At 63.9% G+C, this 12,501-nt stretch carries 15 protein-coding genes; 7 read left to right on the top strand and 8 right to left on the bottom strand.

Translation table 11 applies throughout. The features are described from left to right. Nucleotides 1-821, top strand: an 821-nt coding sequence (locus tag F3J10_RS09365; RefSeq protein WP_167241942.1) for a serine hydrolase, incomplete at its 5' end; no start/stop codon positions are given. Nucleotides 822-849: 28 nt separating this feature from the next. Here F3J10_RS09365 and eco read toward each other — a convergent pair. Beyond that, the gene (gene eco, locus F3J10_RS09360; protein ID WP_025096580.1) at nucleotides 850-1,386 is read right to left on the bottom strand and encodes a serine protease inhibitor ecotin; all 537 of its coding nucleotides are present in this window, start codon (nucleotides 1,384-1,386) and stop codon (nucleotides 850-852) included. A 177-nt stretch (nucleotides 1,387-1,563) separates the two neighbouring features. Here eco and F3J10_RS09355 point away from each other — a divergent pair, with 177 nt between their 5' ends. Beyond that, the gene (locus tag F3J10_RS09355; RefSeq protein ID WP_167241941.1) at nucleotides 1,564-1,950 is read left to right on the top strand and encodes a hypothetical protein; all 387 of its coding nucleotides are present in this window, start codon (nucleotides 1,564-1,566) and stop codon (nucleotides 1,948-1,950) included. A gap of 219 nt (nucleotides 1,951-2,169) precedes the next feature. Here the strand turns inward: F3J10_RS09355 and F3J10_RS09350 are convergent, their stop codons facing one another. Continuing rightward, entirely contained in the window at nucleotides 2,170-2,538 is a 369-nt protein-coding gene (locus tag F3J10_RS09350; RefSeq protein ID WP_029949158.1) for a hypothetical protein, read from the bottom strand. Nucleotides 2,539-2,746: 208 nt separating this feature from the next. Between F3J10_RS09350 and F3J10_RS09345 the strand changes: the two genes are divergently transcribed. The 3 genes from F3J10_RS09345 (at nucleotide 2,747) to F3J10_RS09335 (ending at nucleotide 5,323) form a co-directional block, all read left to right on the top strand. Next, nucleotides 2,747-3,136, top strand: a complete 390-nt coding sequence (locus F3J10_RS09345; RefSeq protein WP_025096583.1) for a DUF5594 family protein — start codon at nucleotides 2,747-2,749, stop codon at nucleotides 3,134-3,136. A 139-nt stretch (nucleotides 3,137-3,275) separates the two neighbouring features. Then, the gene (locus tag F3J10_RS09340) at nucleotides 3,276-3,779 is read left to right on the top strand and encodes a YbhB/YbcL family Raf kinase inhibitor-like protein (protein ID WP_025096584.1); all 504 of its coding nucleotides are present in this window, start codon (nucleotides 3,276-3,278) and stop codon (nucleotides 3,777-3,779) included. Nucleotides 3,780-3,952: 173 nt separating this feature from the next. Further along, on the top strand, nucleotides 3,953-5,323 hold the full coding sequence (locus F3J10_RS09335) for an MFS transporter (protein ID WP_025096585.1): 1,371 nt from the start codon (nucleotides 3,953-3,955) through the stop codon (nucleotides 5,321-5,323). A gap of 112 nt (nucleotides 5,324-5,435) precedes the next feature. Here F3J10_RS09335 and otsA read toward each other — a convergent pair whose 3' ends face one another. Beyond that, nucleotides 5,436-6,854, bottom strand: coding sequence for an alpha,alpha-trehalose-phosphate synthase (UDP-forming) (otsA, locus tag F3J10_RS09330; RefSeq protein WP_025096586.1), 1,419 nt, complete (start codon nucleotides 6,852-6,854; stop codon nucleotides 5,436-5,438). Between the two features lie 201 nt (nucleotides 6,855-7,055). Further along, a complete protein-coding gene (locus F3J10_RS09325) occupies nucleotides 7,056-7,268 on the bottom strand; it encodes a hypothetical protein (protein ID WP_025096587.1) in 213 nt (70 codons plus the stop codon). 258 nt (nucleotides 7,269-7,526) lie between these two features. Here F3J10_RS09325 and F3J10_RS09320 point away from each other — a divergent pair, with 258 nt between their 5' ends. Together F3J10_RS09320 and F3J10_RS09315 are read left to right on the top strand one after the other, a co-directional pair. After that, nucleotides 7,527-8,171 (top strand): hypothetical protein, encoded by a 645-nt coding sequence (locus tag F3J10_RS09320; RefSeq protein ID WP_167241940.1) that lies wholly within the window; start codon nucleotides 7,527-7,529, stop codon nucleotides 8,169-8,171. Then, nucleotides 8,168-8,668 carry a hypothetical protein gene (locus F3J10_RS09315; protein ID WP_167241939.1) on the top strand — a complete coding sequence of 167 codons (501 nt, stop codon included), beginning with the start codon at nucleotides 8,168-8,170 and terminating at the stop codon, nucleotides 8,666-8,668. Before F3J10_RS09320 ends, F3J10_RS09315 begins: the two co-directional genes overlap by 4 nt. A 272-nt stretch (nucleotides 8,669-8,940) precedes the next feature. On the opposite strand, the gene F3J10_RS09310 is transcribed toward F3J10_RS09315, so the two are convergent. The 4 genes from F3J10_RS09310 to F3J10_RS09295 form a co-directional block, all read right to left on the bottom strand. Next, nucleotides 8,941-9,429, bottom strand: a complete 489-nt coding sequence (locus F3J10_RS09310) for a hypothetical protein (protein ID WP_167241938.1) — start codon at nucleotides 9,427-9,429, stop codon at nucleotides 8,941-8,943. Between the two features lie 305 nt (nucleotides 9,430-9,734). Then, entirely contained in the window at nucleotides 9,735-10,259 is a 525-nt protein-coding gene (locus F3J10_RS09305) for a hypothetical protein (protein WP_167241937.1), read from the bottom strand. Between the two features lie 147 nt (nucleotides 10,260-10,406). Then, nucleotides 10,407-11,393, bottom strand: coding sequence for a hypothetical protein (locus F3J10_RS09300; protein ID WP_167241936.1), 987 nt, complete (start codon nucleotides 11,391-11,393; stop codon nucleotides 10,407-10,409). A 22-nt stretch (nucleotides 11,394-11,415) separates the two neighbouring features. Further along, on the bottom strand, nucleotides 11,416-12,282 hold the full coding sequence (locus F3J10_RS09295; protein WP_167241935.1) for a tetratricopeptide repeat protein: 867 nt from the start codon (nucleotides 12,280-12,282) through the stop codon (nucleotides 11,416-11,418). Between the last annotated feature and the right edge of the window lie 219 nt (nucleotides 12,283-12,501).

Genomic DNA, 12,501 nt, shown 5'->3' with positions numbered 1-12,501 from the left:
CCGCCGCCCAGGCCGCTGCCGCCGCCAGCGCCGGCGCCCGGCCGCAATTGCTGGCCAGTTGCGGCTACACGCCGGCCACCAAGCGCCTGCTGCGCTCACGCGCGATCTACGTGGTCGACGAACGCACCGGCACGGTCCTGCTCGAACGCAATGCGCGTCAGATTCGTCCGATCGCCTCGGTCTCCAAGCTGATGACCGCGGTGGTCTCGCTCGATCGCCACGCACCGCTCGCACGCAGGATCAGCGTCACCGGCGCCGACCGCGACACCATCAAGTTCACCGGCTCGCGCCTGAAGGTGGGCTCGACGCTGTCGCGCCGCGACATGCTGCATATCGCGCTGATGTCGTCGGAGAACCGCGCGGCGGCTGCGCTCTCGCGCGACTACCCGGGCGGGCGCCCGGCCTTCGTCGCGGCAATGAACCGCAAGGCGCGCACGCTCGGCATGGGCAACACGCATTTCGTCAACGCCACGGGGCTGTCGCCGCGCAATGTCTCGACCGCGCGCGATCTCTCGCACCTGGTCGCGGCGGCGAACCGCTATTCGACGATCCGCGCCTTCTCCACCGATCGCGCGCGAATCGTGAGGCCGGGGCACGGCCAACTCAGCTACGTGAATTCGAATGCGCTGGTGCGCGGCGGGGATCGACGCATCACGCTGCAGAAAACCGGCTTCATCAACGAGGCCGGCCACTGCGTGGTGATGCGCTACCAGATCGGCGCGCGGCCCGTCGATGTGGTGCTGCTCGACGCGCCCGGCCCGCGCGACCATATCGCGGACGCGATCCGCATCCGCAACTGGCTGAACTGCTCGCTGCACTGAAGGCAGCGATGGAGGATGATGGCGAGGCTCAGCGCACCACCGCGCGCCCGACCTCGTTGGAGCCTTGCCAGAGCCGGTAGCGCACCTCGTAGCCGACCGGCGCATACACGACCACCGGCAGCCGGCTGTTGTAGCGCAGCAGGAAGCCGTCGCCCTGCGCGATCACGAATTCGGTCTGCGGCGCGGCGGTGGGCGGGCAGGCCTTCATGGTCGAGACCACCTGCCCGATATCGGTCACGCGATAGTAGGGGTAGCCCCAGCCGGACACGGTCTCGTGCTGCAGGCGGGCCGGAAAGCTGCGGATATTGCAGTCGACCGGCATGGTCTTGCCGACGATCACCTGCACGCGCACGTCCTCCTCGAGTTCGGCGGGCGGCAGCGTGATCACCGCGCGCTGCATGCCGGCCGCGGGCGCCGGATAAGCCTTCAGGTCGACGTTGGCGGCAGCCGGCGCGGCAGCGGATGCGGGCGCGGGTGCCTCGCCCTGCGCCACGGCGAGACGCGCCGTGCCGAGGGCAAGGAGTGCTGCGGCAGCGACGAAGGACAAGCGGGTCGGACAAGGCATGCGGATCTCCTGATCGAACGGTGGAAGTAACCAGAAACAGGATGCGCGCCGCCGCACGATGCCGGTGCGTGACACACCGGCGCGGCAGGACTTACGCGATTGTAATCTCCTGACACAATTGGTCCCGAACTTGGCCAAGTCGTTCCTTCCTAATCAACAGCACCCTGGAGAACCCACATGCTGAGACTGCTTGGAACGCTCGGGATCGCGGCTGCCCTGGCAGGCTGCGTCGCCGCCCCCGACGGCTACTACGGATATTCGGATCCCTACTACACCGATGGCTACGCCTATGGCCCCGGCTATGCGCCTGTCTACGGCACGGTCAACGTCTGGGGCGGCGGTGGCGGCGGCTGGTATCGCGGCGATCGCTGGGGCCATGGCTGGCACGATCGCGGCGGCTGGCACGGCGGCAACGGCTGGCGCGGCAATGGCGGCTGGCATGGCAACGGCGGCGGTTGGCACGGCGGCGGCGGTGGCTGGCATGGCGGCGGCGGACGCGGCGGCAACGGCTGGAGCGGCGGAGGCGGCGGTGGCCACGGCGGTGGCGGCGGCCATGGCCACTGAGGCCGGCGCGCGCAACTTGCAACCAGATGTATCAGTGAATCGGCCGGCCTTGCCGGCCGATCTCGTATCCGGCGGCGCCTGCTCGACTGGCGATCACCGCCCCGCCAACGAAACAGCGCCCGCCCCGGAAACCCGGAGCGGGCGCTGCGTATTTCCCGCGACTGAATGAAGACCGGCGGCGCTCTGCAGGACGCGCGCCGTCTCGTGCCGTTCAGCGGCTTACCAACCCGGCTGCTGGTAGTAGCCCGGCGCCGGCTGCGGACCGCAAGCCACATAGACATTGCGGTAGCGATCGAAGCAGGTGCCCGGGGGCGGGCCGGCATAAGCCTGCTGGTATTGATACTGGGCCGGCTGGTAGGCCGGTTCCTGGTAGGCCGGAGCCGCGTAGGCCGGCGCGGCATATGCGGGAGCCGGCGCCAGCGCCGACGAGACGATCGCGCCCAGCACCGCACCGCCGATCAGCGCGCCGACCACGGCGCCACCGCCGCCGCCATGCCCGCCGTGCCAACGCCCATGGGCGGAAGCCGGACCCGCGACGACGAGCGCACCGGCAGTCACCAGCACCGCGACGATTTTCTTGTTGATCATGTTGCTCTCCACTCAAGGTGGTACGTGATGGAAACCATTCTGGGACGGCTCGGCCGTAACAGGTGCAGCAAGTGGTAACGCCGGATTACGCCTGTAAACCGGGGGAGACCACCGCGTAAGCCTGTGCCATGCCAGGTGAGGCGCGGCTTGGGGTCGCGTGCTAGCATTTTCGGGATATTCGATCCCTTTCGATCCCCGAGGCGCCGCCATGAACCCCGACATCGCACATCGGTTCGACGCCGAATTCGCGCCGCGCATCGCCGAACGCATCACGGCCCTGCTCGGCCCGCACGTCGCCGCCACGGTACGTCCCTATGGCGGGCACGGCCACCCGACCCACGTCGATATCGTCAACACCTCCCACGAGCATCTGCACGGCCTGCACGGTTACACATTCCCGCTCAACCTCACCATGACCTGGGATACCGACGAGATCGAGCAGTTGGTCGGCGCCGACGACGGCACGCGCTTTGCGCACTATCTCGACGCACTCTCGCGCAAGCTGCCGAACTGGGAGGACGCGCGCGGCATCGACTTCGGCTCGCGCACGCAGAGCGAGCCGCTGATCCTGCTGGGCGGGCTCGATTTCGAGGGCTGAGCCAGGCGGCACGGGGCGCCCCGGCGACACGTCGCATTCGCAATGCCGGTGATACACTCGCCCGGTTCGCGTCGGCATGGCGGTGCCTGCCGCCAGCACGGCGACGCGCCTGGTCCAACTCGACATCCTGGAGACGCCCATGGCCGAATTCCGGCTGCGCACCGACGCATTTCCCGAAAACGGCTTGATGCCGAAAGCCCAGGAGTACCGGCACGAAGGTTTCGGCGTCGACGGCGACAACCTTTCGCCGGCGCTGAGCTGGGAAGGCGTGCCGGCCGAGGCGAAAAGCCTGGCCGTCACCGTCTACGATCCCGACGCGCCCACCGGCAGCGGCTTCTGGCACTGGGTGGCCGTGAACCTGCCGGTCGGCACCACCAGCCTGCCCACCGGCGCGGGCGCCCCCGGCGGCGCGCAATTGCCGGCCGGCACCGTGCAGGTTCGCAACGACTACGGCGACGAGGGTTTCGGCGGTGCCGCGCCGCCGCGAGGCGACAAGCCCCATCGCTACATCTTCCGCGTGCACGCGCTGAAGGTGGACAGCCTGCCGATCACGCCCGACACCACCAACGCGATCGCTCGCTTCATGATCCACCTGAACGAGATCGCCTCGGCCAGCTATACCGGCCTCTACGCACTCAAGTAAGCCCGCTGTTCCCGACGGCGGCATCGGGCCGATGCCGCCGCCAGCCGCGTGCCGCCGAGAGACGGCACCCATCCCGCGCCACCGCGTCCGAGAACTGCGAACCGGTTGCGCCCGCAACCGATCGACCAGCGGCCGTGCCACGAAGGCACAGCCGCCTCGTGCCAAGACACGCCATGAACGCCGAAGATAACGGCCTGCCTCTTCCTCAACGCTACTGGGCGATCGTCTGCGTCGCGCTCGGCATCACGCTGGCGGTGCTCGACAGCGCGATCGCCAACGTCGCCCTGCCGACCATCGCGCGCGATCTTCACGCCAGCGATGCCGCCTCGATCTGGGTCGTCAACGCCTACCAGCTCGCCATCACCATCTCCCTGCTGCCGCTGGCCGCGCTCGGCGACCGGATCGGCTACCGGCGCGTCTACCTGGGCGGCCTGATGCTGTTCACGGTGGCCTCGCTGGGCTGCGCGCTGGCCGACTCGCTGGCTTCGCTGGCCGCCTTGCGCGTGATCCAGGGCTTCGGCGCGGCCGGCATCATGAGCGTCAATACCGCCCTGGTGCGCATGACCTATCCCACGCGCCTGCTCGGCCGCGGCGTCGCGCTCAACGCGATGGTGGTGGCGCTGGCCTCGGCGGTCGGGCCGACCGTGGCCTCGGCCGTACTCGCGGTGGCGCACTGGCCCTGGCTGTTCGCGATCAACGTGCCGATCGGCATCGCCGCGGTGGCGGTGGGCCTGCGCGCGCTGCCGCCGAACCGCGGCCACGACGCGCCTTACGACTATCTCAGCGCGGTGCTGAACGCCTGCGTGTTCGGCCTGGTGATCATGACCGTCGACGGGCTCGGCCACAGCCAGAACCACGCGCTGGTGGCGGCCGGCGCGATCGGCGCGGTGGGGCTCGGCTACGTGTTCGTGCGGCGCCAGCTGAGCCAGCCGGCGCCGCTGCTGCCGGTCGACCTGCTGCGCATCCCGATCTTCGCGCTGTCGATCGGCACCTCGATCGCCTCCTTCACCTCACAGATGCTCGCCTTCGTCGCGCTGCCATTCTGGCTGCAGCACACGCTTGGGCTCTCGCAGGTGGAAACCGGGCTCTACATGACGCCCTGGCCGCTGGTGATCATGGTGGCCGCGCCGCTGGCCGGCGTGCTCTCGGATCGCTATTCGGCCGGCATGCTGGGCGGCATCGGCCTGGGCCTGTTCGCCGCCGGGCTGCTCGCGCTGGCGATGCTGGGCTCGCATCCGGCGCCGCTCGACATCGTCTGGCGCATGGCGCTGTGCGGTGCCGGTTTCGGGCTGTTCCAGTCGCCCAACAATCGCACCATCCTGTCCTCGGCGCCGCGCCATCGCAGCGGCGGCGCCAGCGGCATGCTCGGCACCGCGCGGCTGACCGGGCAGACGCTGGGCGCAGCGATCGTCGCGCTGATCTTCAGCGTCGCGCCGCAGCACGGGCCGACCCTCGCGCTTTACGTGGCCACCGTGTTCGCGGCGATCGCGGCCTGCGTGAGCCTGCTGCGGCTCGGCGCGACGCCGCCCGCGCAAACGGCTTGATCGCGACGACGGTTCGCGGGCCGAGCCTTTCTTCCCTCTCCATGTAAAAAACGACGGCACCTTGCGGTGCCGTCGTTGCTTCATGCCGCATCGGCCTTATCGGCTCGATTCGTCACGCATCGGCCACGCGCCGGCCCACGCGCCGCGTGATCGAGGCGGCCGTCGCGACGCTGCGCAGGTCCGACAGGAAGGAATCGCGCCACACGCCCAGGTCGTTGCGCTTGAGCGCGGCGAAATTGCTGCCGTGACGCTCGCGCCGCTCGCCGAGCGGCATCGACAACGCGCGTTCCAGCGCATCGGCCATCTGCGAGAGATCGGCCGGGTTGACGATCAGCGCGCCCGGCAGCTCGGCCGCCGCGCCGGCGAACTCGGACAGCACCAGCACGCCCGGATCCTCCGGGTTCTGCGAGGCGACGTATTCCTTGGCCACCAGGTTCATGCCGTCGCGCAGCGGCGTGACATAACCGACGTGGGCATGCCGGAACAGCGCCATCAGCAGGTTGCGTTCGTACTTGCGGTTCAGGTATTGGATCGGCGTCCAGTCAAGCTGCGCGAATCGACCGTTGATGCGGCCCGCCTCGCGTTCGAGCGTCTGGCGGATGCGCTGGTAGGTCTGCACGTCCGAGCGGGTCGGCGGCGCGACCTGCACGAAGGACACGCGCCCCTGCCAGCCCGAGGCATTCGACAGCATGCGCTCGAAGGCCTGGAAGCGCTCGACCAGCCCCTTCGAGTAATCGAGGCGATCCACGCTCATCACCAGCTTGCGGTCGCGGATCGCATCGCGCAGCGCGGCCACCGGCTTGCGCTGCGCATGCTGGACCGCGGCCTCGGCGATCGCATCGGGATAGACGCCGATCGGATAGGCGCCGACCTTCACCACCCGGCCATGCACGTGCAGCACCCCGTCCTCGGAGGCGGTGCCGATCCCGCGCCGCTCGAGATAATCGACGAAGGACTGCTTGTCCGATTCGGTCTGGAAGCCGACCACGTCGTAGGCGGCCATGAAGCGCACCAGCTCGTCGTGCGGCGGCACCGTGCGCAGCACCTCGGGCGCGGGGAACGGGATGTGCAGGAAGAAGCCGATCGGGTTGCGCACGCCCAGCTCGCGCAGCGCGTGCGCGAAGGGCAGCAGGTGGTAGTCGTGGACCCAGATGATGTCGTCGGGCTCGACCAGCTTGCTCAGTTGCGTGGCCAGCGTGCGATTGACGCGCAGATAGCCTTCGTACTCCTGGCGATCGAAGCGCGCGAGATCCATGCGGTAGTGGAACACCGGCCACAGCGTCGCGTTCGAGAAACCCCGGTAGTACTGGTCGTAGTCGCGGCGCGCCAGGCCGACCGTCGCATAGGTCACGTTGCCTTCGCGCTCGATCACCGGCTCGCCCGCCTCGCCGACGATCTCGCCGTTCCAGCCGAACCAGACGCCGCCCGATTGCCGCAGCGCGTCGAGCACGCCCACGGCCAGACCACCTGCCGAGGGACGCGTATCCTGGCCGGCTGCCACGCGATTCGAAACCACGATCAATCTGCTCATACGGCTTGACCTCCTGTGCTTGATGGGGACGGCGCGAGGAAACACGCCGATGCCTGATGTCGCGAGCAGGTGCTGTGCCCGGCGCGACGGCGCGATGTTCGCTTCTCGATCTCGCATGCCGACTGGACGGCCGAGCGCGGCGCAGGCGCGTACGTGACACGCCGTCGCCCAAGGCAAGGTCGATGGCAAGCGGTGAAGCGTTCAGGCGTCCTGTTCGGAGCCCAGATCGCGCTGGTAGTCGATCCCTTCGGGACGCGCGCCACCCTGGTTGTGATCGCCGTCGGCGGGTGCCTCGGGCACGGCGCCGGCGGGCGCGGGAGAAGACGGCCCGGTGGGCATGGCGGGGCGGTTCGCGCCTTCGCCGTGTTGCGGGCGGGGGTTGCGCCGCGTGCGGCGCATGGCAGGGTGTCTCATTGAGCTGTGCGGCGTGCCGTGGAAACAGTCAGTGACGAACGAGTGTAGGCTGGCCCGATCCCTGCGAAGGTAACAATTACCTTCAATTTGTAACGATGCGACCCTCGCCGACGCTTTTGTATGACACTGTGCGCCGATCGGCGCCGCAAACGTTTATCCATCTTTTGCAATTCGGGTCGGATATCTGCACCACAATGGCGGCCGGTGCCGCGCCGTCAGGAGCGGGCGCGGCGGTTACCAGACAGGACCGCATCCAGCATGAATTCACGCACTGCAAGGCCCGGGCGGCCGGCACGTCGCGCGGCGAGCCTGACGCTCGCCGGCGCGGCGCTGCTGTCGACGCTGCTCTCCGGCTGCAACTCCCTCTACAGCGAAGGCGCCACCACGGGCGCCGGTATCGCCGGCGCGGCCGTGGCCGCCAAGGTGACCAACAACGCGGCAGTGGCGACCGGCATCGGCCTGGGCGTGGTGGCCGCCGCGCGCGCCGGCGTGCAGTACACGCAGCGCGTCGCGCACACCTATTCGCAAGGCCAGATCGCCGACGCGGCCGGCCCGCTCGAGGTGGGCGGCGTGGCGCGCTGGTCCACCCATCACACCGTGCCGATCGAGGACGACGAATTCGGCCGCGTGACCGTCAGCCGCCTGATCAGCGTGGGCCCGCTCGACTGCAAGGAGATCGTGTTCTCGGTCGACAGCGATGCGAAGAAGGCGGCCGCGGCAGCAGCCGGCGCCTCGTCGGCCGCGGCGGCTTCCGGGGCTGTGGCAGCATCGGCGCCGGCGGCCGCCACGGCCCCTGCCCCGAGCGGCGCGTCGTTCTACGTCGCCACCATCTGCCGCGACGGACCGAAATGGAAGTGGGCTTCGGCCGAGCCGGCCACCGGCCGCTGGGGAGCGCTGCAATGATCGCGCTGCGCACCGTCGCGATCGTCTGCGCGCTCGCGACGGGCGTCGCGACGCTGCCCGGCTGCGGCTCGGCGGGCGCGGCCAGCGGCGCGCTGGCAGGCGCGGCCACCGGCCTTGTCACCGCCAATCCGGCGATCGGCATCGGCGTGGGCATCGCCGTGCAGGCCGCGACAGACGAAGCCGTCAATCGCACCATGAAGGCGTTCCAGGCGGGCCAGCAGGATGTGATCGCCAGCACCGCGGGCGGGCTCGCGGTGGGTCAGGTGGCAGCGTGGAAGGTCAAGAACCGCATCCCGATCGACAACGGCGAGGGCGAGGTGCGCGTGACGCGCGCGTTTTCGACGCCGCTGGCGCTGTGCAAGGAATTCGCGTTCTCGGTGAAGGATGGCGACAAGGCGGATTGGTATATCGCCAGTGCCTGCGAGGCGCCGCAGGGTGGTGCTTGGACCTGGGCTTCGGCAGAGCCGGCCGTGGCGCGTTGGGGGAGTTTGCAGTAGGCGAGATCTGGAAACGACGACGCGCGCGGGTCGTGCGACCACGCGCGCATCGTTGGGGCATCTTGAGCCAGCGTGCTAACAACCTCGTTTGACGGGCCCGGGCCCGCCACCTTTCGCTTTGATCGTCCCGATCTTGACTGTCGGGGCACCATCACACGTTCAGAGCAGTTGCTGATCAAATGCGCTCGAATTGACGTTTGGATAAACCCCGGCTTGTATACGATAACGGCACCGTCATTTCGGACATCAGAAAAGGCCAATATGAGCAGCACTCAATACATGTCGAGCTCCAACACCGGTGCCTGATTGATGCCATCGAACACCCTGTTCGAAAAGCTCTTGTACTGAGAAGCTTGACATGCCTTATCGAAGATGACTTTACCGTTCTTCGATACGTACACGCCACCCGGCGAGACCGAAGACACCACATATATGTACGGTTCCCTGAAGAATTTCAGATGCAGACCTCGAATGCTCCCTTCGGACACATCTGTGATTCCCATTACTTTGGCCGGCGCAACGCTTTTGGCAGGAAACGCGAAAGCATCGGCCTCCGTACCATAACGATACTGCACATAACCTCGATCGGGGCTCGCATTGCCCTTGGCACAAACAGAAATAGTTTTCCCATTTTCAAGCGAACAACTGAAGTACGCCTCTTCGCCTTCGCTGCATAGCGTCTTCTCATCTTGCACGGGCCTGCCCTGCTCGCCCTGTGCATGAGCAACACCATAATAGAAAAGCGACACAAGCCCGATCATGAAGATTCCTGCTATGCGCTCACTGAGAGCCTTCCCATGTATTAATCGGAAAAAATTATTTCGCCTATCAGAGATGTCGCCCATGTATCCCATTTTGATCGATTGGCCAGGTTTGTGCGTAAACATTCGGCAATGCACTTGACACCACCCTCTTGGTCAAATTTCTCGACAGTCGATGATCCATCGCGATGTACGCACGTGACATGACCACGACCACGTGCGCACCTTTGGGATAACTTCAGCCCAGCGTGCCGAAACGCTGCCTTGAACGGCTCTGCAAATCAAGGCAAAGGCAGTAGAACCAATCACAGACCGAGTGCTTGCAAACGTGCACGAATCGATTCAGCATTCTTGTAGGGAAACGTCACACGTCTTCCATCAAGCACGCCATCGTAGCCGTCTCCAAACGCCTTGGTGAAAACTGGCAAAGCCCTGAACATCGGCTGCGCTCCAGTCTCCTCAAGACGAAATGCACTGACCTGATAAAAATCACCCTGAAAGTCCGCGCTGGTTGAGATCGAACGCCAACGAGCCAAAACGACAACCTCGCTGGGCCGATAGAAGACCGTGACGATTTCCGGCCCAACACCTTCCGCCTCGATCGTCCCGATCTTGACTGTCGAAGCACCATCACACTTCCAGCGCAGTTGCTGATCAAACGCGACTGAGTTGATGTTTGGATCGCCCCCGGACGGATATTCCTTGTGTACGACAACGGAACAGCCGGGACGAATCTGCTTTGCCGATAGAGTCATATCGCCATCGGCAAATACCTTCACCGAGAAAAGCATAAGGGCCGTGGAGATAAGCATAAGAAATGTGTTTTTCATGCTTATCATCCGTTCGTTGGCATCAACGGCTCCCATGCGATTTGCATATCGGCTTATGGCTCGATCTGTTCGAGCGAGCCATCTGCACAGCAGGCCTGACGGAGTCATTCAGTGCATGTCGAGCCCCATCGTGCCCGCCTCCTCACATCACGGTTTGATCGCAAGGTCATCGGCCTTGATCCATCGAAGCAAGTGCTTTCCGGAGGAATTGATGTAATCCACATAAGCCCAGCTGGTCGGAAATTGCTTAAGCACTATCACTGTATCGTTTCTGACCAGATAGGCTCGGCTCACACGAGCCTCATCAGGTGCATCGTAAAGGATTGCTTTCTGTACCGATATGGTCGCCGCACGATGCTCGCTTACCGTTGCTGCCGGCCCCGATGTGCTCACCGGAGCCTCCCCTTTATTTGACAAAGCGGCGTCGAGTAGCCCCGCATCGTTTCGCATACCTGCCGCTCGCATGGCACTCACAATCCGCTCATAGGCAACACGATTGGTAGAGGATGGTGGATCACAACGCAACACATTATCAGCGCCGGAGTCGTCGATTACTGATCGCGGCGGCTGACCGGAGCTGATGAACCGCAGCAATCGGCTTGCCGACGGACGGTCATCTTTCAGCATCACACTCGTCTGATCATCGGTTCCCCACTGTGCGGGTTGCCCTGTTTGCCAACCCGCCCCGCATATCTCACCGGTTTGGTCCGCAGTGATGCAACCGGTGCGAATCTCGACGGCAGTACAGTATTCTCTGCTCATAACAGATTCTGCTTGCCCTGGCCCCAATGAGACCGTTCCGGATTCGATGCGTCCAATGATGACGTATTGGCCAGATGGCGAGATATTGCTGTCGCTCGGCGGCTCCATTTGTGTACCGTCTGAGTCCGATTCACCCGATCTCGGCTGCAGGCGGAACTTCGTGCCGTTCGGGAGATGGAATACGGCCTGCTGCCACGAACGCTGGGACAAGGGTGTTTGAGGATCCAAAGCCTTGCTATAGAGAATCGCTGCTCCGCCAGGCAGGGCGAACCGGAGCGTTGTCGATGGCGCGGCGGCGCTTACTGGCTTGCCAGCCACATTGCTCAGTAACAAGGCGGTGGCGATCGTCGCGCCGATGCGAGCGGTGTGCATTCCGACAATGACTCCCAAAAAACTACTTCACTCTATCCAATGATCGAGGAGGAATTTTCGCAGATAGACCTTTCGCATTCATTTGCCTGTTATATTCCTGATACTGCGGAACAGCCAAATCTTTAGCATCGATATCCCAATAAGCATCCGCCAAATTCAGCCGAGCCACGATTCGATCTGGAAACCTCTTCACCAGTGACTGCAGAATTTCTACCGCATCACCAGATCGCTTATATCTCCCAAGATAAAAAGCCAAATTATTAATAACTTCAACACTAACCGAGTCAATATTTTCCGCAAGCTCTGCCACTTGAAAATCCGGAATACTAGAAATGTACTCTTCGAGTGACGACCGTGTTTGACTAGCCTCTTCGAAACTCTTCATTTCATCAAGAATTCCCCTCTCTACTTGGCTTTTCGACTCGTATGTCAGCCCATCGATCTCCCCTATGTGCGCGCAGCCGCTCACCCGCAACACCTCTTCCGTCGGCACCACCTTTCCCGAAGCAACATCAGATTTTTCTCCGTTTACCTGTCTAATCAAACACCAATTTTTATACCCCTCATCCCATCTATAAATGTAACGATATATTTGCCCTCCGCTCCCCGAGCAACTTCCATCAATGGTCAATAATTTCGAATGAGGAATCAAATACATGCCCATCATACTGCACTCATCAAAATTTTTTACGCGATACGAGAGTGTCTTTCGCAACGAAGAAGATGAATATCGAATGACCAAGCCATTGGACACCAATTCCGAGCGAAGATAACCAGGCTTCCCAATACCTTCAAAATCATCAACAATCTTGTTTTCTTCAGACGCAGCCAGAGCATCAGCCTCAAAAATAAAGCAACATAAAAATATCAAGCATATTTTCTTGCTCACAGCCCATTCTCCATCACGACTTCGCTAACGCCGCCAGCCACATCGGTAAGCAGATGCCGCAGCCACAGTGACATCGGTGTAAGCCTAGCATCGATATGTTCAGTCAAGGCCGTCTACATTCGGCGTACACACAAGCGCTCAACGATGGCCAAATCTTATTTAATACGACGAAATCTAAAGCGCGTCACGTCCTGAGAAGTCACAACCTGTTTTTCGCCA

This window comes from Burkholderia sp. Cy-637 (assembly GCF_011753175.1).
Lineage (GTDB): Bacteria > Pseudomonadota > Gammaproteobacteria > Burkholderiales > Burkholderiaceae > Burkholderia > Burkholderia gladioli.
Note: the sequence above shows the minus strand (reverse complement) of the source record. Positions and strands in the feature narration are given on the sequence as shown.

Bases quoted from the DNA above. Each gene is read 5' to 3' on its own strand.
- F3J10_RS09325 (WP_025096587.1), bottom strand. From the start codon at position 7,268: ATGAGACACCCTGCCATGCGCCGCACGCGGCGCAACCCCCGCCCGCAA.
- F3J10_RS09340 (WP_025096584.1), top strand. From the start codon at position 3,276: ATGGCCGAATTCCGGCTGCGCACCGACGCATTTCCCGAAAACGGCTTG.
- F3J10_RS09300 (WP_167241936.1), bottom strand. From the start codon at position 11,393: ATGCACACCGCTCGCATCGGCGCGACGATCGCCACCGCCTTGTTACTG.
- F3J10_RS09315 (WP_167241939.1), top strand. From the start codon at position 8,168: ATGATCGCGCTGCGCACCGTCGCGATCGTCTGCGCGCTCGCGACGGGC.
- F3J10_RS09345 (WP_025096583.1), top strand. From the start codon at position 2,747: ATGAACCCCGACATCGCACATCGGTTCGACGCCGAATTCGCGCCGCGC.
- otsA (WP_025096586.1), bottom strand. From the start codon at position 6,854: ATGAGCAGATTGATCGTGGTTTCGAATCGCGTGGCAGCCGGCCAGGAT.
- F3J10_RS09335 (WP_025096585.1), top strand. From the start codon at position 3,953: ATGAACGCCGAAGATAACGGCCTGCCTCTTCCTCAACGCTACTGGGCG.
- F3J10_RS09310 (WP_167241938.1), bottom strand. From the start codon at position 9,429: ATGATCGGGCTTGTGTCGCTTTTCTATTATGGTGTTGCTCATGCACAG.
- F3J10_RS09350 (WP_029949158.1), bottom strand. From the start codon at position 2,538: ATGATCAACAAGAAAATCGTCGCGGTGCTGGTGACTGCCGGTGCGCTC.
- F3J10_RS09355 (WP_167241941.1), top strand. From the start codon at position 1,564: ATGCTGAGACTGCTTGGAACGCTCGGGATCGCGGCTGCCCTGGCAGGC.
- eco (WP_025096580.1), bottom strand. From the start codon at position 1,386: ATGCCTTGTCCGACCCGCTTGTCCTTCGTCGCTGCCGCAGCACTCCTT.
- F3J10_RS09320 (WP_167241940.1), top strand. From the start codon at position 7,527: ATGAATTCACGCACTGCAAGGCCCGGGCGGCCGGCACGTCGCGCGGCG.
- F3J10_RS09305 (WP_167241937.1), bottom strand. From the start codon at position 10,259: ATGAAAAACACATTTCTTATGCTTATCTCCACGGCCCTTATGCTTTTC.